The sequence below is a fragment of the Rhizobacter koreensis genome (genome assembly GCF_013366375.1).
Lineage (GTDB): Bacteria > Pseudomonadota > Gammaproteobacteria > Burkholderiales > Burkholderiaceae_C > Schlegelella_A > Schlegelella_A koreensis.
Map to the genome: position 1 here is coordinate 1 of NZ_JABWMJ010000023.1, position 20713 is coordinate 20713.

Here is a 20713-nt window from a genome sequence, read left to right on the forward strand (position 1 = left end):
AGCCTGCTTGAGGAACCCGATGATCTGTTCCTCGCTGTACTTGCTCTTCCTCATGCCCGCCATTCTCCTGATGAGCGGACTTCCCTTCTATTACCTTGGTACGGCTGGAGGGGGGCAGGTCAGGCGTATAGCCCGTAAGTAATCAACGGCATGAGCAATAAAAAGGTTTACACCGAAGACTTCATGCAAACTGATGCCGCGCTCTTCCATCAATCGGAGGAAGTTCTGAGTGGCAGGCTCAAAAATCGCTTTGATATAGCGGCGATAGTTTAAGCAGGAAAGTTCCACCGCTTCGTTCATGATCTGATGGGTCTGGATAAAGTGCCGCAGCCGGCGTACGGCTTTAGGCTTTCGGTGGAACCCGCTTCCCGAGTTCGATCACCTTGCGCTCATGAAGATAGACAGTTTCGACGATGTGTTCCGCTATATCCACAAGAGTGATGACGTCGGACCGATTCGGAGCGAACGATCGATGGATCGCCGCGTGTCCAGCCTCAAGGATGGTTTCAAGGCGTTTGCGCTGCAAAGAAGATACGTACCCCTGCGACTCAAAGGCGGACATGTTCTTCGAAAAGGTCCCTTGATCACCTACCTTGGAAATCATTATTTGCTCAAGTAGGGCGCGCACTCCCATCGCAGCTAGACTTGGGAGATTGTTCTGAAGGGCAACGTATATCTCCTTGAGCAGCCGGTCGACAAATTCATAGGCGAGATCTACCTCGAACCATAAATTTCCGAGCCACTCAGGTGGCCGTCGAAATATTGCAGGCGGGTAATACACGACACTGGGACCGTCGGTATCTTCCGAAAAGTGCGACGTATGGCGTAGCTTTACCGTCTCGCAACCAAGACAACTCAGCATTTCATACACTTCATTACCATGGACCTCGTACGCGTCCGACGAGTCAGACCATGACGTCTGCGCGACATGCAGAATCGAATGGTTGCGATCGCCACCGCACTTGTTGCAGTGGGCGCTCGTAGCACTGCTCATAACGGTGCATCGGACTTAGGCTGCTGCCCGTCAAGAGCGACACGCAAACATTTGCGTAGTCGAGCCCCATCTCCCGGGTGGTACCGCTCGACGTGCGCGATTCTCCCCCTGATGGAGCGGACCTGCTTGTCCCACTCCTTCCTTATGGCAAGCCTTGGCAGTTGATGGATGGCCGCGCGCACCGCCTCACGCTGGGCGCGAGGGATAGTGAGGCGGCCGCCAGTCGCCGAGTTAACAAGCAGCCCAGTGACTTTCTGAGGGCAGTGTCGAGGCGCAATCTTAACCTTAGATTTCTTGACGGTTAATCCACATTCCGAAAGCAAATGGGCGACCGTGGTGATCAGAGATCTCGGATCAGGACCTGAAAAAGTCAAGTCATCAATAAACCTAGAGTAGGTAACCGGGAGCTTTGCTAATGTGGATCCGAGCTTCTCGTCAACTGCTCGTCGCAAAAACAGATTTGCAGCAGCGGGGCTAGTCGGAGCGCCTTGAGGCAGCGAACCTCGAAGGGTAATCAGTCGGGTTAGTAAGCGAGAAACATCGGCTCCAAAGCCGTGCTCGTTGCGAAACATACGGTAGATGCGTCGATGCTGAACCCTGTCAAAGAAGTTCTTTACGTCAACAGTAACGACCCTAGCTTGGCCCAGGTGCAGTTCCGCATTTGACCTTTGCGACCTGCCGGGTACACCTCCATGGGCGGTTGGAGCTAGGCCGATAGGTGCAAGAACGCGCTTCACGATCTTGCGTTGAATAGCCTTAAGCTCCTCTTTCGGAGGACGGATTTGCCTAATCTTGTCCTTACCGGTCTTGAGTGCGAAGGCATTGTAATGCTCGCGGTGGTCGCGGCTAATTTCGTCAGCAAGTTGCCTAAGGCGATTCACCGGTACCCCAAGCCGCCAAGCTAGCTTTTGGAGAGAAAGGATAGGCTCATTCATCGGCGCCTACTTCGGTCGGATATTGCGGATCTTTGGTCGAAAGAAGAAGGCGGAGTAAGGCGTTTGCGAGGCCGGAAATATTGTGGTCGGCTTTTAAATCGATGTCATTCGGAGTTGATGCGAGAAGCGTAATCAGTGCTGCTGGTGCTCCCACCGCTTTGGCGAGCGCTTCAACTACACGTAAACTGGGCTGCCGCTTACCGGCTTCAATTAACGAAAGTTGGCTCGCGGTTATTGGCATTCGCTCGGCGAGTTCGGCTTGTCTTAAGCCGACCGCCGCACGAACGATTCGAAACGCTTTGCCGTAATCTTGGTCCATGGGAAATGAAATCACTCTTTACCGCAGAACGTCACACGCATGTAGGGCCGCCAACAAAATAGTAGACACGACCTGGACAATCCTAAAGACCTTGGGTCCGTTAGTGTTTCCAGACAGCATCATCTCCATCAGCTTTCCTCTAGCGCGTTTCAGTTGCTCTCTGTGATTTGGTCCTAATCTCGGGTCATCAAGTACCTTCGTGAGCGCCTCTAGTACTTGTTTCAGCTCTTCATGTTTCACAGCTAACCTTCCTATGCAAGGCAACATTGCCTCCCTGCGTTTAAGGCACGACCTCGGAGAAAGGCCCGAGCTGGACCGAGTGATTCCAAGTACAAGAAGCGCAAAAAGCCTGCGCTTCACCCTGCCGCCGACTAACCCGCATAGCCGGAGACCGCTTCCTACGTGCCGAAGCACATAGCTCGCGATCGCCTGGTTACCCGAGGTTGACCAGTGGAGGATCTGCGTAACGCCGGGATCGGCGGCACGCGGCTCACAAGACACGTAAGCCGTTGATGGGCGCAATTGCCCGTTGACATGCGAATGCATGCCTCTTGAGGTCGCTGTGGCTGTGTGAAAGAGCGTCGAACGCCTGGTAACCGGCGCCCGCAGCAAGTGTCACCTAAGCTGGAAGCGGAGTCAAGCAGCTTGACTGCCAGTCAAGCATTCGTGGTCAGGCGCGGGCGCGAGCGGTCAGATGGTCAATCCGCTTGAAGCAACGCCACGGACCATGATCCGGCTATTGATAACAGGTGTTGGGGCGTCCTAGATGACGATCCGCTCCACCTCATCGAGCGAGACCCCATCCCCGCGGCGGTCGTAGAGCCCCGTCGTCCTGGCGCTCTCGTGGTTTGCCATTTGCTGCGCCACCTCGAGCTTGCCGCCGTTCCTCAGGTACTCAGTAATGCCCGTGGCCCGGAAGGAGTGGCACCCGATCTTGGTGCGGACGTCGGCCGCGGCCCCCCGTCGCCCGATCATTCGGTAGACGTCGGCCTGGCTTATCGGCCGCTCTGACAGCGTCCCGGTCCGTCCCACGCTTGAGCGGAACAAAAACCCCTCGTCGTCGCCCGCGAGCTGCGCCCCGTCTATGTACGCGTGCAGGTAATCGTCAAGGTTGTGGTGGCAGGGCATTTCGTGCTGCTTGCCGCCCTTTTCGTGGAGGCGCACCCAGGTGCGCCGGCCCTGGACGTAGACATCGCCGACCCGCATCGCGATGGCGGCACCGACGCGCGCGAAGGTGTAAACCATCAGCCCAATCAGCGCTCTATCGCGCAGCCCAGCGGGCGTCGACAAATCGATCGCGTCCAACAGCGCGCGCGCCTCCTCGGCGGTGAGCACTGGTGTCTTGCCCTTGCGCACCGAGTGCTTGGGTCCCCGCACCGAGCTCGCCGGGTTCGTCCGGATGATCTGGCCGACGACCAGCCAGTCGAAGAGGACCCGGAGCGCCGCCAGGTGCAGCTTCACTGACGGGGCGGCGAGCCGCTGCTGCAGCTGCTCAACGTAAGCAGCCACGTGGACTGGCTCGATTTCCGCTAGATCCTCGAGGCGGTTATTGGCGCACCAGGCAGCGAATTCCGCCACCGCCCGTGCGTAGGCCTTCCGGGTGTTCGGGTTGCGGATGTTGGCGGTGAAGAACTCGAGCGTGCGCTTGGCTGCCGTCGGCGTCGGGCTGAACAACGCCGGCAGCGCTCGCGCTAGTGGATCTACTTGAGCTAGCTCACGCACGTCAGTCCTCCTCTGGATGTGCCAGCTTCGACAGAGGCAGGTCGACGCGCTGTGCTCGTTTGAGAAGCTTCAAGGCGTCAGAGCTGCGCACCTGAACTTCTAGAGCGGCCCTCGAGCGCGGCGGCAGCGCTTGCGGGAAAAGGCCGATGAGGTATTGAGTACGGTCGATGGCCCGCAGTGCACGTATGAAGGTCTCAAGCGTTCCGCTTCCATCCCTCTCGAACCGTTTGTAGGTTCGCAGTGCGATCTCAGCGCGCTTCGCGAAGTTTTCCTGTGACTCGCCGGCTTGCGTGCGGACTCCGCGGACCTTTGATGCGAGCAGCGTGCATACCCGCGGCACCTCGGCGGTGCGCCAGATCTCAGCTTCTCGCTCCAAAGTCATCCACAACTATAGGCCAAATTTGGCCTAAATTCTGTGGATAACCTGGGTTTGCGCCGTTCAGGGTGCAATAGCTGGATGGATGACCAGCCCTGCTCCCTACAATCAAGCTGCTTAAACGCAGAAGGCCGGGTGGGGACCCGGCCTTCTGCGCCCCACACCCGGTACCGGGCTGGGGAAGTGCACCCTGGTCGGATGCCTCGCATCGATATCTTGCCATGGCCCGCTTGATAAGAGCCCGGTACTTTCCTATGGCCTCGTGCCAGAAAGGCTCTCAAGTGGATCTTCAAATCACCTGCATCCTCAAGTCCTCCTCCCACGGAAGCTACGAGCACATCACCCCCGCCGGCAATCCGGCAAGTCAAGGCGTCTGGACGGTCGAGCAGATCATTCAGAGCATTGACGCCCGGCAACACACCTTCTTCGTCCGGGACGCTTTGACCGGACGGCGAGCTGATGTCGGCGTTGTGCGTGATGCCGGCAAGCGGCCCCACATCCGTACCTATGCCGATGGCTACTGGAACGACAACCTGCTGTCGTTGACGAGCTGTCCTTGGCGCGCAGCCGCTTAAGACGACTGTCCTAGGCTAGCGACGGCCCCTTCGGGGGCCGTTTTCATTTCCGAACGCATGATCGTGACTGATAACGTCCTTTACCATTCACTAAGCGTGCTGCGGCTAAGGCGCCGCGACCGAAGCCGGCTTAGGAGCTGGCTCCGTTCGACCCAGCTGGGCCCATTGGACGAGGTAGCGGCACGGCGGATGCCAGCGATCTGCCTAACAGCAGCGCGCCGCCCCATGTCTCAACGAATTCTTGTCGCCGACCACAACCCAGATGTAGCCGAATCCGCTTTATCACTGCTGCAGTTGGGTGGGTTCGAGGCAATGGCCGTACGTAGCGGCCGCGAGGCTATTGAGGCGGCGCGGCAGTTTCAGCCGCACGTGGCCATGCTGGACATCTGCATGCCAGACATGGACGGTTACCAGGCAGCGGTGGCCCTCCGGCGAGAGCACGTTGCCCCTCACCGCCTTATTCTGGTTGCTCATACTGCGCTGTCAGAGCCGGACGATATAGAGCGCGTCCGCCAAGCCGGGTTCAACTTCCACGTGGTGAAACCTTTAGCGGACCCACTCTGCGACCTGATCGCTTCATTCCTAGCCGAACCTGATCACCGCCGGGACCTCCAGCGCCGACCCTAGGGTTCGATGCTGGTGGCGCCGGCTGCGTTGTCGGTGCGCGGCAGGCGAACGGTGAAAACCGTTCCCTCCTCCGCCGATGAGCGCACAGCGATCTCGCCACCGTGACCGCGGACGATCTCCCGAACGATGAAGAGCCCGAGCCCTAAGTTCGTTCGCCCCGGCTCAGGCTGTTCTGCAGCGTTACGGGACAGCTGTACCAGCGGCTCGAAGATGTCCTGCAAGGCGTCTGGTGGAATCGGTGCACCAGCGTTCGATACGGTCAACACGACCGCCTCTTCCTCTTGGGAGCCTCTCAGAGCCACGGGGGTGCCCGGCGCGCCGTGATGCACCGCGTTGTTGAGCAGGTTTGACAGCACCTGCTGAATGCGCGCCGCATCCGCAGCAATTTCAAAGTCGCCGCTCAGCTCCAGAAGGAATTCATGAGCCGGATGGCTGGTCTGGGCGGTGTCGATCGCCTCATCAAGGAGCTGCCGCAGGTCGCAGGGCTTCCGGTGGATTGGTATTCCCTTGCCTAGCTGGCTTCGGGTGTACTCGAGCAGGTCGGAGATGAGTTGCGCCATCGTTCGCGTCGAGCGCCTGATCCGCTGTACCGTTTGCTGCCCTGGTGCTGGCAGGTCCAGCCTTGCAAGAATCTGGCTCGACATTTCGACAACCGTCAGCGGGCTTCGCAGATCGTGCCCCAGCACTCCCAGGAACGTGTCGCGTGAGCGGTCCAAGTCCCGCTCATAGCTATCCAGTGACTGGGCGATCGCTCGATCAATCCCCTCATTGAAACGGGCGATCTCTTCGATGGCCTGCTCTCGGTCAGGGGTGCCATCGGCATGGCGCCAAAGGGCAAGGATGCTCTCCCGCATGGCCCGGAACTCGGCAAATAGCTGAACGATGGTGAAGCCCGAGGCACGGCGCAGTTCCCCGTGCAGGCGCGCGGCGGTCTCGGAGCCCTCCTGCTCGCCAGAGGATCGGACCAAAGGTTCCCCTCCGGCTCGGTTCGTCTTCATCCCCTTGGCGATCTCCAACAGGATCTCGCGGCTGTGGTTTCGAAGGGCGAGCGTGGACATGGACTCGGCGGGAGGGATGGACGCCCTCGCGAACCCTTCCCACTCCTTGATGATCAGATCCACGTTTTGCTCGATGAAGATGCCAAATTCCATAGCTCAGTCTAGACGAGGGCCGGGTGTGCAAATCGCGTTCGCCCTCTCTGCGCCCACCTCACAGCGCGAGCGCACGGACGCGGCCCTCCGGCGCCCTCCGGCGAAAGCAACCGAGGGGCCGCTCTCGCGGCGGCAGCTTCGGCGACCAAGTTCGCGGAACGCTGAACGCGGTCGGTGTGCCACGCACCGCGCCTGGCTTCCTCGCGCCGCCGTACCCTGGCAGCAAACGGTCCTCATCCGGCAGGCGCTTGACCCGCTAAACGGCATGCAGGCTGCTGACCCTAGTCGCTAGCAACTACCCGATTGCGGCCGGTTCGCTTGGCTTCATACAACGCCAGATCGGCACGCTTGAGCAGCGACGCTTCGTTGTCACTGTCCTTCAATGTTGCGACCCCTGCGCTGATCGTCATCGTGATGTCCTCGCCGTAATGAGCGAATGGCAGCTTCACCGAAAGCCTGCTGCAGGCGTCCGGTGACGAAAACCGCGCCCTGAGTCCCGGTTCCCGTCAGTACCAGCAAGAACTCTTCGCCGCCATAGCGCACAAAGGCGTCGTTACCGCGCAGGATCGCGCGCGCCAGTTGCGTCAGATGCACCAACGCGGCGTCACCCGCAGCATGCCCATGCGTGTCGTTAATGGCCTTGAAGTGATCGACGTCAACCATCGCCACCGACATCGGTTCTTTTTCGCGACGCGAGCGCGCCATTTCGCGTTCAAGAATAGTCGCCATCGCTCGCCGGTTTTCCGTGCCGGTCAGCGGATCCTTCTCGAGCAGGTGGCGGCTTTCCTTCAGTTCGGTCTCGATTGCGGAGAGGCTGCGTCGAGCCTCAACAAGCTCAGCTTGGGACGCACGCAGCGTCTGGTGCATTGCGCTAGCCGTGCTCACGACAGCCTGAAGCAGTTCGATGGCATCGCTTGGCATCGGGTTCGCTACCACACCTTCCAGCGATGCCGCCACCTCGTCGCCGCACGTCGAGACGCTGTCCGCAAGCTCCTGCGTCACGTTCGTCGCCTTGGCGAGAACGTCGTGGATGCGGTCCAGGAGTTGGTGGTCGACTGCGGCGGCGGCCCTCAAAGGGGGTGCCGGCGCTGCCGAGGCGCCGGCGACAGCGTAGTAGTGTTCGGCGAACGTTTCCGGCGTCGGTGGGAGCTTCAGTTCAGCCATCCGGCGCAAAGCCAGGCGAGCGATTTCAGCAGGGAGCAAGGTACCGGGTCGGTCGGTCATGGCCAGGTCAGCGTAACCTGTTGAGGCGACTGGTTGGCATGGGCAATCCCTGCCAAATACTTGCAGTCGCCGAACCTGAGCGCACAAGAAGTTGGCACTCCGGTGCCGACTTCCGCGAGGCCGAGAGGCGTCAGGTTCCTCAAAGGGCTTGTACCGTTTCCCTCGTACTAGCAACGGCAGCGACGGCTGTCAGGTCCGTTCATTGAACAGCTCGTCGAACAATTCGCCTGAAGTCGAATCAGTTTCGTCGCTGACTTCAACGCCGTTCAGTAGATCGTGCGAAGACGCGCGCCAGCTGACCGGTGGCGCAGGATCAATAATGACGCGCTTCGGCTGCGGCGCTTTAGAGGCGTCGCCGGCAGTCACGCTGGCGTCGACATCGGCGAACTCGCCCTGCGGCGCATCTGCAGTGATGCGCCAGACTTTGCGAGGCGTGTCCCGCCCCATCAGCTTTCTCCCCCGAAGCACCCTCTCGCCCCCCGATAAGAAGTTAGCCGCCTGGTTTGTTGTCGCGCCTCTGCTGGAGGGTTGTGCACGCACCAGTTCGGAGGATAGTGGGATCGGATCAGAGCCATGGCCCTGGCGACAAAAGACTTCTAGTGCTTCCCTGATCAGACGTTCTCGATCCACAGCGCAAATCCGGCAGCCTGTTGGCGTTCGATGAACTCGCAAACCGCCGCAGCGCATCGCAAGCAGTCCTGGACGTACCCATCCGGATAGGTGCTGTCGAAGTCCCTGGCGGTGACCAGTTTCAGTGCGTCGACCAGTTCCCTCGCGTGCGACTGCGGAACGGCGACGCGCCCGACGGGCTCAAGCCAGCCCGTCTCCTCATGCCAGTCCAAGACCAGACGGGGTGCTTGTAGGCGACTTCCGGGTGGGCGCGCCCCTCCCAAAATCAGACCAAAGAGCGGATCCATGTAGACATAATTGACGCTGAGACGCTCACGCTGCGCCCCATTCTGCGTGCATCCGTACAGGACCACTTCGAACATATCCCCGTACGAGTAGCGCTTGCTAACCTCCTCTGGGCTGCCTGCCCCAGGCTCGGGGGTTACTCGTCGCGTACTGGCAGCCGTTGAAGTGGTTGGCGGACGAGTGTCGGCCTCTTCCTTCGGCTGGCTTCGCCCTGCGGCCGCTTTGCTTGCGTGCTCTGGCGAGTGGGGAGGCATTCGGTTGAATGCGCCAAGCATGCCCTGTACGAACGACAGGACTTCCGTGACAGACCCTCCTGCCTCTATGCGCCGCCACCTTTGGTCCAGCTCCTGAAGAATGTGACGCCGGGCCTCGATTTCGAACGCCTTTTCGCCTGAGCGATGCCGTCTTTCGAAGCGCTCGAAAATCTCCTGGAGAAGCTCCCGTTTTCGCTGCCGCAGCTCGGCAAGGTCGTGGAGGCTGGGGGTCGTATGAGGGAGCTCGTGGGCACGCTCGTGCTTGACCACAACCAAGGCGCCCGCAAGCCCTGAAGGCGAGTAGACGCCGTCCAACGGCCGCGCCGCAGGACGAGGGCTTACGTTGGGCTCCATTGTGGTGTTCGACGCCACTTTTGCACGGCCGGTGCTGCGCGTGGGCATGTCAGCTCTGACGGAAAATGTTGAACGGCTCCTAGAGTAATCGGGGGTTCCGTCTACGACGAGCCGACGAGCGTCCAAGCGCTGCTTAAGGCCACTGGTCGTCAGTTTTTGCCGGCGGCGATCCGCGCTTCCCATTTGACGCTTCGCCTCTGCCTTGTGCGCCTCGGCGTGGGCTGCGAACACTTGCGACCCGCCGCACCCGCGGGCGAGCCTCATTTCACGGATCCGGCCCCACCGCAGGTTGGATCACCCTCAGCGTTGCCTAGGCCGCCGGACAATCGCGCGCAACCGCTCCAGGGATGCTCCCGCCACGCCAGTCGATGAAGACCGCCGAGTACAAAGACCACAGGCTGACGGTCATGATCGTGCCGGCGGAAGGTGGTGGCTTCCATGCGTCCATCGCGATCGTCGAGCCCGCGGGCGGAGCTCGCTCACAGAGGTTTCTCGATCTGGGGGTGTTCGAGGATCCCGAGGAAGCGACCAAGACGGCGTTCGCCAGCGCGGAAGCCTGGGTCGATGACGAAGCTCGGTCCGAACGGCGCCAGCGCGGAACCGACTTCGCGTCGCTGTTCTAGCGCGGCGCGGATTCGCTCGCCTCCACCCCGCGGTCAGCCCCCGAACTCGATGGGTTTGCCGCCTCAGGGTGCCGTCAGACTCGTCGGCAAGCACTAGGGAGGGTGGCTCGGACGTGAGCGTGGGGAGAGTCCTACGGCTTCGCCTCGTGAGGATCCGGCGCCGCTGGAGGCCGAGCCCGACAGCTAGCTCACACCCGATATGCAAAATCTACGGGCTTGTTCCGAGCCGCAGATCCGATGAAGACGATCCACTACATGGGCCACCGGATCATCGTCCTGGTCGATCCGGCCCACGAGGGCTACAGAGCAGCTGCCGCGGTGGTCGGCGCCGGCCCTGGGGGCGTGCGGTCTCAGACATTCGTCGATGCGGGCGTGTTCGAAGCTTCGGCAACGTGCGCTGCTGTGGACACCGCCAAAGCGTGGCTCCAGCAGGAGGCCAAGCTGAGAGCCAGTTCATGACAGCTTCGCACACACCGCAGCGTCCCCGACGCGTCATTTCGGGTCAATGAGCGCCTGATAGACGCGCTCGCAACCGGCGCCGGCGACGCGGGCGCGTTCGGCGAACTCTGCGCGCGCTCGGCTGTCTGCAAAACAATCCAACCGCTCGAACCCAGGTCTCCGTGGGCGGCCTTTGCACAGGTCGGGCAAGACCCGGCTAAAGGTCGAACTCAATTTCGGTCACGTCCCGGGCCGCATGGAGGATGCGCTCGATGCGCGTTGTCGTTCCGATGACCCGGAAGAAGATGATGTACCGCTGGTGCGGACAGGCGCGCAGCCCCGGCGCAAGGTCCTCGCGCGGCGCATAGGCCGTCGGCATCTGGGCGATCTTCTCGCCATGCTCCAGCAGCTCGTCGATGAAGGTCTCGGCGCGTCTCGGGTTGTCCCTGGCGATGTAGTCGCCGATCTCCATCAGGTCCGCTTCGGCCGGTGGAGAAATCTCACATGGCATCGCTCGGCGCGCCCTTTTCCGCCCATCGCTGGTAGCGGCGCTTCAGCTCTCCCGCGACTTCCGTCAACGGTCTACCGGGCCCGCCCTCGATGCCCTGCTGGATCTCTGCGCGTAGGCGTTCCAGCCGCAGGGCGCGGAGACGTTCCCGGTCCTCGAGCGCGCGCAGACCGTCGCGGATGACTTCGCTGGCACTGGCATAGCGGCCTTGGTCGATCTGTTCCTTGATGAAGCTCTCGAAATGGGGTCCGATGACATAGCTCGAAGGCATGGCTCTTCCTCCATGGAACGTGTATGCGCGTTGTCAGACTATCAAAAACTGATAGCCATTGGCAAGGAATTCCCCCGAAGGGCAACCTTGCCGGCTGCGGGGGCTTGGGGATCGTCGGGACATCACACACGGCTACCCTGACGCGTCTCGCTTTCATGAAAGTGAGAAAGGTGCTATTCTCGCTTTCATGAAGACCATCGTCATTGCAAATCAGAAGGGCGGCTCCGGGAAATCGACGCTCACTGTTCACCTGGCTGCGGCCGCCGAAGCGGCTGGCGACGGACCGGTTGTCATTACTGACACAGACCCCCAGGGCACGGCCGGCGACTGGTTCAACCAGCGCAAGAAGGCAGGCTTGGCGACGCCTCGCTATGCCCCCCTCGCCTTGTCCGAACTCGCGACGAAGCTCAAGGCTTTGGATGCCGCCGGCGCGGCTTACTTGTTCATCGACACGGCCCCCTCCGTTGGCGCCGTCAACGCGGAGCTCTTCGCGGCCGCTGACCTGATCCTCGTTCCCCTCAATCCCACGCCTGCGGACCTGCGCGCGCTCGTCAAGGGCCTGCCGCTCATCAAGAAGTCGGCGACCCCCTTCAGCTTCGTCCTTGCGCGCGTACGCCCGAACCTGCGGAACAACGATGGCACCGCGATGGCGCTCGACGCGCTCGGACTGGTGCTGCCCACGCGTATGCACGAGCGCGTGATCTACGCGGAGACGTTCGCCCACGGAAAAACAGCGGTCGATATCGATCCAAGCGGGGTCGCCGCGACCGAGCTGGCTTCGCTTTGGCAAAGCGTGAAGCACAGATTAAACGAAAACGAGAAAATGGTAATTCTTGAAAGCGAGAAGGCGGCATGAGTGCGAAACGTCCCGCCGTCGATCTCATGGCGCTTACGAGTGAGCAGGCCGTGCCGATGGCCGAAGCCCTCCAGCGCACTGCGACACCGGCCGATGTCGTCCCTGAGGAGAGGGTCCCGGCAAAGAAGGTCGCAAGCTCGAAGGTCCAGCACGTCGGAACAGCCAACCTCGAAGCCTTGGCTTTCAAGGTTCCGCCGAGTTTCCGCAAGCGCTTCCGGTCCCGGGCGGCGGAAGCCGACATGAAGCTGAACGAGCTGCTCTTCGCAGCATTCGACGCCTGGGAGAAACAGCAGCAGTTCAAGAAATAGAGAATTCCCGCTTTCTGTAAACGGCCTGCCTAGCAGGGCAGGGCGGCGCCCTCAGCTCATCGCTGGATTCCGTCTTGCCCGCGTCTTGCAAAAAGCAACGAACGCCTTGTCAGGGCTGTGCAAGGTAGGCATGCCACTGTCGACCCAGAAATCGCGCCATTCCTGCTCGAGGTGGTACACGTCGTGACCAGGCGCGACGATCCGTGCATCGTTGAAACTCTCAGGCTGCAGCTTGGGAAAGGCACTTTCCGGCACCTTTTCGGCCAAGGCTTCCCGGTTGAGGAAGACCACGGAATCGCCGTCGATAGCGACGCTGTAATCCGGTAGGTGATCGTGCTCGACGAGCTCGCGAACCATCGCCTTGAAAGCCCGTCCGTGGCTGCTGGCACCGGTTTTCTTCTGCAGCAGGTCGAGGGCGATGCGCCACTCGTCCTGCTCGCCGCAGTGCTTCCTGGCGATCTCGTAGATCCGCCGTTCGATGGGCTTTCTGAGGCGGAAATAGTCGCGGCTGAGGGTCAGCACCTCGGAGCCTTGGATGATCTTGAACATCCAGTCCGAAAGCCGGACCTGCACCTCCGACATCCGGCCGGTTGGGGTGGAGCGAACGATGCGGAAGCTGTCGATCAGGCCAAAACCGTTCGTGATCTCTTCGCCATCGGCCTTGATGTTCGTGGTGATGCGGGTGCCGCCCAGACGCTCGAAGGCCTCCACCATGCGGCGATAGCCGTCACCGCTCGTTTCGCGGTTGGTCCAGACAAGGAGGTCATGCGCCTGGAGTTGTACGGTCTGCGAGATCGGCTGGTTCTGGTTCTTCCTCGCCATCAGCTGCGAGACGCAGTAGATCAGCAGATCCTTGTCAAAGATCGTTGCCAAGCCTTTGACGCTGGGCGTGATCTGGATCTTGACGTGCCGGTGCTCGTAGCTCAGGACCCTCGTATCTGGCTTGGTGGCCAGCGAGAACACCGGATGCTCCATGCTGGCCAGGTCATCCTTGGGGATGGCATCCAGGACGTCGCAGACAAACAGGTCATGGTTCGGGTGCCGCTCCGGCAGAAGGGCAGGGCGATCCACATCGCGTACGTTCGTGGTTTCGTTGACGGACATCGCAAAATCGTGGTTTCGTTGACGCCAAGCATAGGTTCGTGGTTTCGTTGACGCAAGGCGTTTCTTCGTGGTTTCGTTGACGCCAGAAAAGTTTTCGTGGTTTCGTTGACGCTACAGTGTGGTTCTGCTGACGCTTTTTCGTGGTTCTGCTGACGCCACGTTTGATTTTTCCCTTACGCGACAGCCACTTGGAAGCGTTTTTCGACCCTTAACACTATTAACTCCTTCTTTAACTAAAACACAGGGGCTGTGGATAACTCCCCCCGCGCCCTCCGACGCCTTCAACAGCGCCCGCGAAAGCGGGCGTGGACAGTCCGCGGGGAAGCTGCGCTTCCCCCTGTCATGCTCCGGCTTCGCCTACGCATCGGACTCGACCCCCTTCGGGGCCTGCGGCCCCCAAACCGCTTACGCGGCTCGGCTCCCCCGCATAAAAACTGCTCAGAAGAACAAGGCGGCTGCCGGCTCGCGTACAGCCTGTTTGAGCCACGATTTATGGTTGGTGAGGGGGTAGGGTGCCCCGGTGCAGGATCGGGGCGTAGCGGCGTTCTGTGGTTTCTGCCGGGTGGACGAGGGACGATGACTCGAAGACAGAAAACCGGCCTCTTCGAGGATCTGATCGACGTCGTGTCTCGGCTGCCCTGGTGGGCCTGTCTGGGGCTCGCCGCCCTGAGCTACCTCGTCCTGCACGCGCTCGCAACGCCAATGGCGGTCACCAGTGTTCAGCCGGGGCAGATCGGCGCGTTGGCGACCCAGGCGCTCTGGAAGGGGTGGGCCTACGCGGGGCAGATCGTGGTGCCAATGGCTTTTGTGTTTGGCGCAGTGCTCTCGGCGCTCAGACGCGCGAAGCGCGGCCGGCTGGTTTCAGAGGTGGCGCAGAGCAGGGCGCCCGATGCGCTCCACGCGATGAGCTGGCGGGATTTCGAGATGCTGGTCGGGGAGGCCTTCCGGCTGCAGGGCTACGAGGTCGCCGAGACGGGTGGAGGCGGCGCTGACGGCGGCGTCGACCTGGTACTGCGGCGCGACGGCGAGAAGTTCCTGGTGCAGTGCAAGCAGTGGAGGGCGCGCAAGGTCCGCGTCCAGCTCGTTCGAGAGCTCTACGGCGTCATGGCGGCGCAGGGTGCGGTCGGCGGGTTCGTGGTGACAGCCGGGGAGTTCACCGAGGAGGCGAGCGCGTTTGCGAGCGGCCGGAACGTCAAGCTCGTCGACGGCAAGGCGCTCTTCGGGCTGATCCAGCAGGCGAGGGCGTCGTTCGCGGCTCGGGAGGACGTTGGCAGGCCAGTTCGGAGGCCGCCAGCGCCCGCGCCCGTCAGGCGCAGGGAGCCTGCGGCGGGTCAGGCTGAGGCTGTTCCCACGTGCCCTAGCTGCTCGAGGGCGATGACGCTGAAAACTGCCAGGCGCGGTCCGAACGCCGGAAATCAGTTCTGGAGCTGCATGGGGTACCCGGCCTGCACAGGGACACGACCGACGGCCTGACGCGCTGATCTTCGTGACTCGCGGATGCCTACTGCGAAGGTTGGATCAGGATCACCGCACTCGCCGCTGCCACCACGAGCACCAGAGCGACCAGCAAGCTGCTCCACCACGGGGCCTCTTCGGCATCACGAGCCGCTCCTCGGGTCGCTTCTCGCGCGGCGCCATGTCCATTCCAGAAGGTTGCTGGATGGACGTGCAGCAACCTGTGGTCGCTGTGATCAGCGCGGAGATCCCTTGTCTGTTTCAGTCGGGCGTTCACGAAAATTAAGAATTCGCGTCGCGGGTCGATAAGCAAGGCACAGACGCAGGAGTGGCTTTGTGTTCAGCAGCGCTAATCACGCCGGGTCGCGCCGACCCTGGCGATTGCTGCATGAACCGCACCAAGCGACGAACGAGAACACGACGATGAATTCGGTACTGTCGAACTACTACGAGGCGATCGAGCGCGCCAGCCGCGACATGCTCGATGCGGCGCGAGCCGGAAACTGGGACCACGTGGTCAAGCTCGAGGGCGCCTGCGCGGTGCTTATCGCGCAGCTCAAACAAAGCGCAAGCGCGCAGTCGCTCGGCGCCGACGAGGCCCAGCTGAAATCGCGGATCATGCAGCGCATCCTGGTCAACGACGCCGAGATCCGTCAGCTCGCAGAGCCGTGGCTGAACGACCTGGACGAGATCCTGGCTGGGCGTCCCAAGACCCTGCACTGACCCACCGCTCTCTCAGCGCGGCGCCCTCAGTTGAGCCACCATCTCAAGACCGAATTCAGGGGGAGCCCGCAGGGGGGAGTGAAGCTCCCCGGGGGCTGGGGCGCAGCCCCAGTCTTTGCTCCGTTTAGACAGCGAAATCTTCGAGCTTCTGACCGCCTGCAAGGGCGGCTTTGAGCCACCGAGGCTGCAGGCCCCGGCCGCTCCAGGATTCACCCGTGGAGGCGTTCCGATACTTGGCGGCCACTTTGGCGCCCGAGCTCTGCGATTTGCCCTTGCTGGCGCGCTTGCCAGGAGAAGAGCCCCCACCCATCAGATCCCCCGGCGTCAACCCGTTCTCCGCCATGAGCGCCTGGATCTGCTCAATGGCTTTGGAGCGGCTTTCCGCGGCTGCTTTCTCGATTTCACGCTCGAGGGCTTCCTTCTGCGCGATCAATTCCTGCAACGTGGCCATCGTTCCTCCTGTTAGTGGAGCAACTATAGGTCACTATCGATTTCTACGGTGCGGGATTGGTATCTCTATTCCGAGGAACGGCGTCAGCGTCTCGAGCTCCAGAAACGTGAAGCGTCCACCTGGCATCCAGCCACCGGTATCAATGAAGAAGGTATTCCCAAGCACCGCCATTCGAGGAATTCGCACGTGCCCGTGCACCACCGCTCTGACGTTGGTAACCTCAGTCTCGCACTGCTCCATGTAGCGATGCATTGACCACAAGCAGTGATCGGCCAAAGAGCCCATCGGATCAACCTGATCCCACTGCACGGCTCGCATGCGCTCCCAATCGTCAAAGGGACAATTGGCATGCACCAGGCCAACCATTCCTGAGGTGGTTTCAACCTCCATCGCCAGCGGCAACGCTGCCAGCCGGCGGCCGATACCTTTCTGTTCAGCTCCCGGCCGAAGGCGAGCCATTCGCCGCCGTTCTCAGCGTGGTCAACGAAATAGGGCAGCCCCAGCGCAGCGCGCCAGGTCAGCAGTTCATGGTTGCCGCAGATCGCGTGAAACCAAGGCTTGTCAAGCCAGTGCAGCACCTGGTGTGATTCCGGGCCGCGGTCGACCAGGTCACCCGCCGAGAACAGCCGATCGGTGAGCGGGTCGAACCCGATCACCGCAAGAGCACGCCCCAGCTCCGAGAAGCAGCCGTGGATATCACCGAGGCAAAATCCTGGCCGAGCTCATTGCGAGCAAAGCGGGGCATCGCTGCACCGGCAGGGAGGTCTGGAAGCGAGGCGGAGTGCAGAGCAGTGCCTTCTGGCGCGGGAGTCAACACGTAGGAAGCGAGAGCGACGCGAGCGGAGTGGACAGCAGCGGCGGTCAGACGGATGCTACCATTGGGAGCAAAACACAGGACCAACGTGAGATCGAAGCAAGCCATGTTTTCGCTTCGCTCAAACGCTTGTAGCGCGCAGTTGCGCGCTGCGGCTTCGCTGCTGCTTGCCGGACCTTCGCTCCGCTTGGTCGAAGGCTTCGCGCTCGCTCTGCTCGGCGAAGAACGGCTCGGTGACCGCCTCATGCGTCGAGGGCTCGCATGACGGACGAGACCTCGTCGTTGCCTCCCAAGCGTCGCGGCGGACGCCCACGCAGCGCCCCTGCTGACCTGCGAACCGCCACCATCGGTGTTCGCGTCTCCGCGGCCGAGTACGACGCTCTGCGCGCCAAATCCGCGGCCATGGCCATGACCCCCGCTCAGTGGCTGCGCGAAGCGGCTCTGACCCGGCGGTTGCCCGCGCCACCCGTCGCTGAGATCAACCACGAGCAATATGTCGAGCTCGCCCGCCTGGCCGCCAACCTGAATCAGCTCACCCGATTGGCCAACGAGGGCGAGCGTGTGACCGTCGCCACTGATTTACTCATCGAGCTGAAAGCCGAAGTCAAGCGCTTACGGTTTGGATTGATCGGCACGGCAACGGGAGGCGATACGCGATGATCGCCAAAGCCGTCAAAGGCCGAGGATTTCGAGGCGCCATTGCCTACGATCTCGGAAAAAAGGATGAAGGCCGCATTCTCGACACCAACATGGCCGGAGAGACCGTTGCCGAGCTGTCGGCAGAATTCGGTGCCATCCGCAAGCTCCGCCCCAATCTCGAGCGCGCGGTGCTGCACGTTTCTCTTTCAGCTGCCCCAGGCGAAAAGCTCAACGACGATCAATGGGTAGAGATCGGCCGGCGCTACCTGGTTGGCATGGGTTTCGTCGACAACCAGTACATCATTTCCCGGCACACCGATACCGAGCACGAGCACATCCACATCTTGGCCAACCGCATCACCACGCGGTCCGGCGCGGTGGTGAGCGACTCGAAGGACTACGCGCGTCAGGAAGTGCTCATGCGCGCGATCGAACGCGATTTCGGGTTGAGCCAACTCGCGCCGAGTATCGAATCCAAGCGAAAAGCGCCCACCCGCGGCGAAATCGAAAAGCAGCTGCGCACCTCCGAGGCCTCGACCCGGATTCAGCTGCAGCAGCTTGCCGATGCAGCGGCCAAGGGAATTACGACTTACACCGAGTATCAGCGGCGCCTCGAGGCCGCCGGTATCGAACTGGTACCCGTCCTGCAGCTCGGAGGCGCCAAGCTCTCGGGCCTGATGTACCGGCTCGACGGCGTGACCATGAAAGGGAGCGACCTCGGCAAGGGCTACAGCCCTGCCGGGCTCGCCAAACGGGGGGTGAGCTATGAGCAAGACCGAGATGCTGCGGCAATCCGCCGAGGCCTCGAACCAGAAGCGGCTCGAGAGCCTGGCGCAGCAGGTCCAGGCGGTGAGCAACGCCAAGAGCCAGAGCGCGGAAGAGCTGGCGGCGACCCTCGAGCCCCTGGCGCAGGCGCTGGCAGCGCTCAGCGCCGAGACGGCCAAGACGCTGGCCGAGATCGACAGCCGGACCCGAGCGACGGGCGCGAGCTTCACCCTCCAGCTCGAGACCGCGACCAAGACCCTGAACGCGGCGACGGTGCAAGCCCAGCGGGCTACCGTCGGGCTCCACCAGGCCGCGAAACGGCTCGACTGGACCCACTACGCCCTGACCGTTACGACGGCTCTGCTGACCGCGGTGCTCGTGAGCGGATTCTGGCTCTGGCTCCGGCCGCCGACGGTCCAGACGTTTCTGGATCCCAAGGCGGTAGCCGAGTACCTCAAGCCGGCCGTGATCGGGGCCTTGAGGCCAGCCAAGGGCAGGTAGGAACGGGTGCTCGCCGCGCCGCGGGCGCAGCCAGCCTGGCCGATGAGATCGCCCGTCAGACCCGCGAGCGCGACGAGCGCGTGCGGCGCGTTCTGGCAAGGGCGCAGCTGCGCGAGTCGCGGCGCGAGGACGCCATCAGAAAGCTCGTGCTGGCACGGCCAGAGGCGCCTCGAGGTCTCTTGGCCGCTTTCCAGCGCAAAGGTCACGAGCAAGCTGTCGCCGTCTGGGAACGTGCCAAGGCGCGCGCCGCGCAGCTTGTCCAGGAGGCCAAGCAGCTGGCGCAACGGCTGCGCGACGTGGCCCAGCCGGAGCGGGTCAAGCAGTGGGTTCAGGCGCTCGTCGGGCGGAGCCGGCCGCAGGCGATGGGGCGCGAGCAGGAGCCGGCAGCTGCGGCTGATTCCATGGCTTCACGCGCACCCGATGCGCGGGAGGTCGTGCAGCCGCCCGTGGGGCAAGCGTCCGATTCCCGCCTCGAGCAGCTGAAGCTTGCCTGGGCGCAGGCCAGCCCCCTGATCCAGAAGGAAAAGACTGCCCCTCTCACCTCAGCTGACAAGCAGCAGCTCGCGCGCGGGTTGGCTGGCTTGGCCGGGCTCATCGATGGCGGCTATTGGCAGGCAAGTCCCGAGCAAAGGCAGGCAATCGAACGGGCGAGCTTGCAAGCACACCGCCGGGTCGCCGCCGATGTGTTCCTGAGCCAGCCTCAGGTAAAAGTGGTCGAGCAGTACCCGATGCTGGCTGGTGCCTACAGGTTGCTCGAGCTAGTGGAGGGCCAGGCCGAAACGAACGGGCTGACCCAGTTGCAGCGCTCTCAGGAGCTCGAGCGGTCGCGCCGGCGCATTGCCGCGGCGATCGAGAACGGGGAGGTGTTGCAGTTCAGCGCCGGCAAGCTCGAGGTGCCGTCTCGGGCGCTTGTCCGCTCCACCGAAATCCAGCCTGAGCAGGGCAGGAACCGCGGCCAAGAGCCCCCTGAGCGCGGCCGGTAATCGGCCCAAACCTCTTTCTCCTCGAGGCCCGTTCGTGAGTGACCCGTAGGGCCTGCTTGGTCGGTTTGCAGGGCGTTGTGACGGTGTCAGCTCCGACCTAATTACGCCCCCGAACGATTTTGCCGGCCGCTAAGAGTTTCGGTAGGAGCCCGATATACGCGACATGACCGAGTCGAAATCAAATGATTTACTGAAATTCGACGTGAAGATTCCCGCCTTTCCGTCGTAGGTATAGGTCTCACACGCGCAAAAATCAGATGATTCTCCACAATCATCACAAGTTGGGTTTGCATAAGCAATCATTGCATCTATGGGGTCGTCGAAGTCGTGGTCAACAATCGTACCCTCCATCGTCACATTTCCGCTTGCTAACTCAAGAACAGATTCAGCGTCCTCGAGGTGCCAGTTTGTGAGGGCGTCAATGGCCGGTCTAAGGACAACGCGCGCGTAGTCGAATCGGTAGCCTTCAAGGATACAAAGAACTCGCTTTCCATCCGGCACCAACGAGTTGAAAGAGATGTCACCATATAGGCGAACTAGCTCGGGATACCGTTTTCTATCAAGTTGAATGTGCTTCAAGGAGTTGTTGACGGCGTCAATCAACTCGAACTTCTTGTTCTGAAAGCGAGCTCCTTCAATGGCAAAAATCTCATCGAACTTCTTCAGAAGCTCGGTACGAGTTTCAGCGACTCCATTGGCAAGGCGTGACCTGCCCCCTTCCGGCGTACCAGTGTTTCGGAAGGAGTCCGGGTTGAAGGTTACGTGATCTCGTTGGTTGCCGTGGACTGGTGAGCAGCACCGCCGGCATGCCGGCGGTGCTGCTCGGCG

At 61.8% G+C, this 20713-nt stretch carries 25 protein-coding genes and 3 pseudogenes; 11 read left to right on the forward strand and 17 right to left on the reverse strand.

What is annotated here, in order from left to right; genetic code table 11:
* Positions 1–90: 90 nt before the first annotated feature.
* The 6 genes from HQN59_RS24885 to HQN59_RS24910 form a co-directional block, all read right to left on the reverse strand.
* Positions 91–300, reverse strand: a complete 210-nt coding sequence (locus HQN59_RS24885) for a hypothetical protein (RefSeq protein ID WP_176071846.1) — start codon at positions 298–300, stop codon at positions 91–93.
* A 43-nt stretch (positions 301–343) separates the two neighbouring features.
* Entirely contained in the window at positions 344–862 is a 519-nt protein-coding gene (locus HQN59_RS24890; protein ID WP_246295165.1) for a DUF4145 domain-containing protein, read from the reverse strand.
* A 128-nt stretch (positions 863–990) separates the two neighbouring features.
* Positions 991–1929, reverse strand: coding sequence for a reverse transcriptase family protein (locus HQN59_RS27145; RefSeq protein WP_176071848.1), 939 nt, complete (start codon positions 1927–1929; stop codon positions 991–993).
* Entirely contained in the window at positions 1922–2248 is a 327-nt protein-coding gene (locus tag HQN59_RS24900) for a helix-turn-helix transcriptional regulator (RefSeq protein WP_176071849.1), read from the reverse strand. Before HQN59_RS24900 ends, HQN59_RS27145 begins: the two co-directional genes overlap by 8 nt.
* Positions 2249–3010: 762 nt before the next feature.
* On the reverse strand, positions 3011–3922 hold the full coding sequence (locus tag HQN59_RS24905; protein WP_246295161.1) for a tyrosine-type recombinase/integrase: 912 nt from the start codon (positions 3920–3922) through the stop codon (positions 3011–3013).
* 49 nt (positions 3923–3971) lie between these two features.
* Entirely contained in the window at positions 3972–4352 is a 381-nt protein-coding gene (locus tag HQN59_RS24910) for a hypothetical protein (protein ID WP_176071851.1), read from the reverse strand.
* A 275-nt stretch (positions 4353–4627) separates the two neighbouring features.
* Here HQN59_RS24910 and HQN59_RS24915 point away from each other — a divergent pair, with 275 nt between their 5' ends.
* On the forward strand, positions 4628–4921 hold the full coding sequence (locus HQN59_RS24915; protein WP_342451315.1) for a DUF3892 domain-containing protein: 294 nt from the start codon (positions 4628–4630) through the stop codon (positions 4919–4921).
* A 225-nt stretch (positions 4922–5146) separates the two neighbouring features.
* Positions 5147–5548, forward strand: coding sequence for a response regulator (locus HQN59_RS27150; protein WP_176071852.1), 402 nt, complete (start codon positions 5147–5149; stop codon positions 5546–5548).
* Here HQN59_RS27150 and HQN59_RS24925 read toward each other — a convergent pair.
* The 4 genes and pseudogenes from HQN59_RS24925 to HQN59_RS24940 all read right to left on the reverse strand — a co-directional run bounded on the left by HQN59_RS24925 (position 5545) and on the right by HQN59_RS24940 (position 9407).
* Positions 5545–6699 (reverse strand): sensor histidine kinase, encoded by a 1155-nt coding sequence (locus tag HQN59_RS24925; RefSeq protein WP_176071853.1) that lies wholly within the window; start codon positions 6697–6699, stop codon positions 5545–5547. The two genes, HQN59_RS27150 and HQN59_RS24925, sit on opposite strands and share 4 nt — an antisense overlap.
* A gap of 281 nt (positions 6700–6980) precedes the next feature.
* A pseudogene (locus HQN59_RS24930) lies at positions 6981–7923 on the reverse strand (GGDEF domain-containing protein).
* A 189-nt stretch (positions 7924–8112) separates the two neighbouring features.
* A complete protein-coding gene (locus tag HQN59_RS24935; RefSeq protein ID WP_176071855.1) occupies positions 8113–8370 on the reverse strand; it encodes a hypothetical protein in 258 nt (85 codons plus the stop codon).
* Positions 8371–8534: 164 nt separating this feature from the next.
* Positions 8535–9407: a hypothetical protein gene (locus tag HQN59_RS24940; protein ID WP_176071856.1), complete on the reverse strand. Its 873-nt coding sequence runs from the start codon at positions 9405–9407 to the stop codon at positions 8535–8537.
* A gap of 407 nt (positions 9408–9814) precedes the next feature.
* Here HQN59_RS24940 and HQN59_RS24945 point away from each other — a divergent pair, with 407 nt between their 5' ends.
* Positions 9815–10069 (forward strand): hypothetical protein, encoded by a 255-nt coding sequence (locus HQN59_RS24945; RefSeq protein WP_176071857.1) that lies wholly within the window; start codon positions 9815–9817, stop codon positions 10067–10069.
* Between the two features lie 237 nt (positions 10070–10306).
* Positions 10307–10528 carry a hypothetical protein gene (locus HQN59_RS24950; protein WP_176071858.1) on the forward strand — a complete coding sequence of 74 codons (222 nt, stop codon included), beginning with the start codon at positions 10307–10309 and terminating at the stop codon, positions 10526–10528.
* A gap of 196 nt (positions 10529–10724) precedes the next feature.
* Here the strand turns inward: HQN59_RS24950 and HQN59_RS24955 are convergent, their stop codons facing one another.
* The gene (locus tag HQN59_RS24955) at positions 10725–11018 is read right to left on the reverse strand and encodes a type II toxin-antitoxin system RelE/ParE family toxin (RefSeq protein ID WP_176071859.1); all 294 of its coding nucleotides are present in this window, start codon (positions 11016–11018) and stop codon (positions 10725–10727) included.
* Positions 11008–11286: a type II toxin-antitoxin system ParD family antitoxin gene (locus HQN59_RS24960; RefSeq protein ID WP_176071860.1), complete on the reverse strand. Its 279-nt coding sequence runs from the start codon at positions 11284–11286 to the stop codon at positions 11008–11010. The genes HQN59_RS24955 and HQN59_RS24960 overlap by 11 nt, the downstream gene beginning before the upstream one ends.
* A 187-nt stretch (positions 11287–11473) precedes the next feature.
* Here HQN59_RS24960 and HQN59_RS24965 point away from each other — a divergent pair, with 187 nt between their 5' ends.
* Positions 11474–12142: a ParA family protein gene (locus HQN59_RS24965; RefSeq protein WP_176071861.1), complete on the forward strand. Its 669-nt coding sequence runs from the start codon at positions 11474–11476 to the stop codon at positions 12140–12142.
* Complete coding sequence (locus HQN59_RS24970; RefSeq protein ID WP_176071862.1) at positions 12139–12450, forward strand: hypothetical protein; 312 nt, start codon at positions 12139–12141, stop codon at positions 12448–12450. The genes HQN59_RS24965 and HQN59_RS24970 overlap by 4 nt, the downstream gene beginning before the upstream one ends.
* 51 nt (positions 12451–12501) lie before the next feature.
* Here HQN59_RS24970 and HQN59_RS24975 read toward each other — a convergent pair whose 3' ends face one another.
* Entirely contained in the window at positions 12502–13554 is a 1053-nt protein-coding gene (locus tag HQN59_RS24975) for a replication initiator protein A (protein ID WP_176071863.1), read from the reverse strand.
* A 576-nt stretch (positions 13555–14130) separates the two neighbouring features.
* Between HQN59_RS24975 and HQN59_RS24980 the strand changes: the two genes are divergently transcribed.
* Complete coding sequence (locus HQN59_RS24980) at positions 14131–15027, forward strand: restriction endonuclease (RefSeq protein WP_176071864.1); 897 nt, start codon at positions 14131–14133, stop codon at positions 15025–15027.
* A gap of 405 nt (positions 15028–15432) precedes the next feature.
* Positions 15433–15732: a flagellar protein FliT gene (locus HQN59_RS24985; RefSeq protein ID WP_176071865.1), complete on the forward strand. Its 300-nt coding sequence runs from the start codon at positions 15433–15435 to the stop codon at positions 15730–15732.
* A 124-nt stretch (positions 15733–15856) separates the two neighbouring features.
* Here HQN59_RS24985 and HQN59_RS24990 read toward each other — a convergent pair whose 3' ends face one another.
* The 3 genes and pseudogenes from HQN59_RS24990 to HQN59_RS26970 all read right to left on the reverse strand — a co-directional run.
* A complete protein-coding gene (locus HQN59_RS24990; protein ID WP_176071866.1) occupies positions 15857–16183 on the reverse strand; it encodes an H-NS histone family protein in 327 nt (108 codons plus the stop codon).
* A gap of 33 nt (positions 16184–16216) precedes the next feature.
* Positions 16217–16642: a metallophosphoesterase family protein gene (locus tag HQN59_RS26430; protein ID WP_246295164.1), complete on the reverse strand. Its 426-nt coding sequence runs from the start codon at positions 16640–16642 to the stop codon at positions 16217–16219.
* An 83-nt stretch (positions 16643–16725) separates the two neighbouring features.
* Positions 16726–16839, reverse strand: a pseudogene (locus HQN59_RS26970) (serine/threonine protein phosphatase); the annotation flags it as partial.
* Positions 16840–17258: 419 nt separating this feature from the next.
* Between HQN59_RS26970 and HQN59_RS25000 the strand changes: the two are divergent.
* The 3 genes and pseudogenes from HQN59_RS25000 to HQN59_RS26445 all read left to right on the forward strand — a co-directional run bounded on the left by HQN59_RS25000 (position 17259) and on the right by HQN59_RS26445 (position 18902).
* Positions 17259–17657 (forward strand): plasmid mobilization protein, encoded by a 399-nt coding sequence (locus HQN59_RS25000; protein ID WP_176071867.1) that lies wholly within the window; start codon positions 17259–17261, stop codon positions 17655–17657.
* Positions 17654–18073, forward strand: a pseudogene (locus HQN59_RS27155) (relaxase/mobilization nuclease domain-containing protein); the annotation flags it as partial. The gene HQN59_RS25000 and the pseudogene HQN59_RS27155, both read left to right, overlap by 4 nt.
* Before the next feature lie 343 nt (positions 18074–18416).
* Entirely contained in the window at positions 18417–18902 is a 486-nt protein-coding gene (locus HQN59_RS26445; RefSeq protein ID WP_246295166.1) for an IncQ-type mobilization protein MobB, read from the forward strand.
* Positions 18903–20014: 1112 nt separating this feature from the next.
* Here HQN59_RS26445 and HQN59_RS25010 read toward each other — a convergent pair.
* The coding region (locus HQN59_RS25010) for a hypothetical protein (RefSeq protein WP_176071869.1) at positions 20015–20713 on the reverse strand (699 nt) is incomplete at its 5' end.

What these genes read in the sequence shown, in the direction of transcription:
- HQN59_RS24885 (WP_176071846.1), bottom strand. Translation starts at nt 300, where the DNA reads ATGAACGAAGCGGTGGAACTTTCCTGCTTAAACTATCGCCGCTATATC.
- HQN59_RS24890 (WP_246295165.1), bottom strand. Translation starts at nt 862, where the DNA reads ATGCTGAGTTGTCTTGGTTGCGAGACGGTAAAGCTACGCCATACGTCG.
- HQN59_RS27145 (WP_176071848.1), bottom strand. Translation starts at nt 1,929, where the DNA reads ATGAATGAGCCTATCCTTTCTCTCCAAAAGCTAGCTTGGCGGCTTGGG.
- HQN59_RS24900 (WP_176071849.1), bottom strand. Translation starts at nt 2,248, where the DNA reads ATGGACCAAGATTACGGCAAAGCGTTTCGAATCGTTCGTGCGGCGGTC.
- HQN59_RS24910 (WP_176071851.1), bottom strand. Translation starts at nt 4,352, where the DNA reads ATGACTTTGGAGCGAGAAGCTGAGATCTGGCGCACCGCCGAGGTGCCG.
- HQN59_RS27150 (WP_176071852.1), top strand. Translation starts at nt 5,147, where the DNA reads ATGTCTCAACGAATTCTTGTCGCCGACCACAACCCAGATGTAGCCGAA.
- HQN59_RS24925 (WP_176071853.1), bottom strand. Translation starts at nt 6,699, where the DNA reads ATGGAATTTGGCATCTTCATCGAGCAAAACGTGGATCTGATCATCAAG.
- HQN59_RS24935 (WP_176071855.1), bottom strand. Translation starts at nt 8,370, where the DNA reads ATGGGGCGGGACACGCCTCGCAAAGTCTGGCGCATCACTGCAGATGCG.
- HQN59_RS24945 (WP_176071857.1), top strand. Translation starts at nt 9,815, where the DNA reads ATGAAGACCGCCGAGTACAAAGACCACAGGCTGACGGTCATGATCGTG.
- HQN59_RS24950 (WP_176071858.1), top strand. Translation starts at nt 10,307, where the DNA reads ATGAAGACGATCCACTACATGGGCCACCGGATCATCGTCCTGGTCGAT.
- HQN59_RS24955 (WP_176071859.1), bottom strand. Translation starts at nt 11,018, where the DNA reads ATGCCATGTGAGATTTCTCCACCGGCCGAAGCGGACCTGATGGAGATC.
- HQN59_RS24960 (WP_176071860.1), bottom strand. Translation starts at nt 11,286, where the DNA reads ATGCCTTCGAGCTATGTCATCGGACCCCATTTCGAGAGCTTCATCAAG.
- HQN59_RS24965 (WP_176071861.1), top strand. Translation starts at nt 11,474, where the DNA reads ATGAAGACCATCGTCATTGCAAATCAGAAGGGCGGCTCCGGGAAATCG.
- HQN59_RS24970 (WP_176071862.1), top strand. Translation starts at nt 12,139, where the DNA reads ATGAGTGCGAAACGTCCCGCCGTCGATCTCATGGCGCTTACGAGTGAG.
- HQN59_RS24975 (WP_176071863.1), bottom strand. Translation starts at nt 13,554, where the DNA reads ATGTCCGTCAACGAAACCACGAACGTACGCGATGTGGATCGCCCTGCC.
- HQN59_RS24980 (WP_176071864.1), top strand. Translation starts at nt 14,131, where the DNA reads ATGACTCGAAGACAGAAAACCGGCCTCTTCGAGGATCTGATCGACGTC.
- HQN59_RS24985 (WP_176071865.1), top strand. Translation starts at nt 15,433, where the DNA reads ATGAATTCGGTACTGTCGAACTACTACGAGGCGATCGAGCGCGCCAGC.
- HQN59_RS24990 (WP_176071866.1), bottom strand. Translation starts at nt 16,183, where the DNA reads ATGGCCACGTTGCAGGAATTGATCGCGCAGAAGGAAGCCCTCGAGCGT.
- HQN59_RS26430 (WP_246295164.1), bottom strand. Translation starts at nt 16,642, where the DNA reads ATGGCTCGCCTTCGGCCGGGAGCTGAACAGAAAGGTATCGGCCGCCGG.
- HQN59_RS25000 (WP_176071867.1), top strand. Translation starts at nt 17,259, where the DNA reads ATGACGGACGAGACCTCGTCGTTGCCTCCCAAGCGTCGCGGCGGACGC.
- HQN59_RS26445 (WP_246295166.1), top strand. Translation starts at nt 18,417, where the DNA reads ATGCTGCGGCAATCCGCCGAGGCCTCGAACCAGAAGCGGCTCGAGAGC.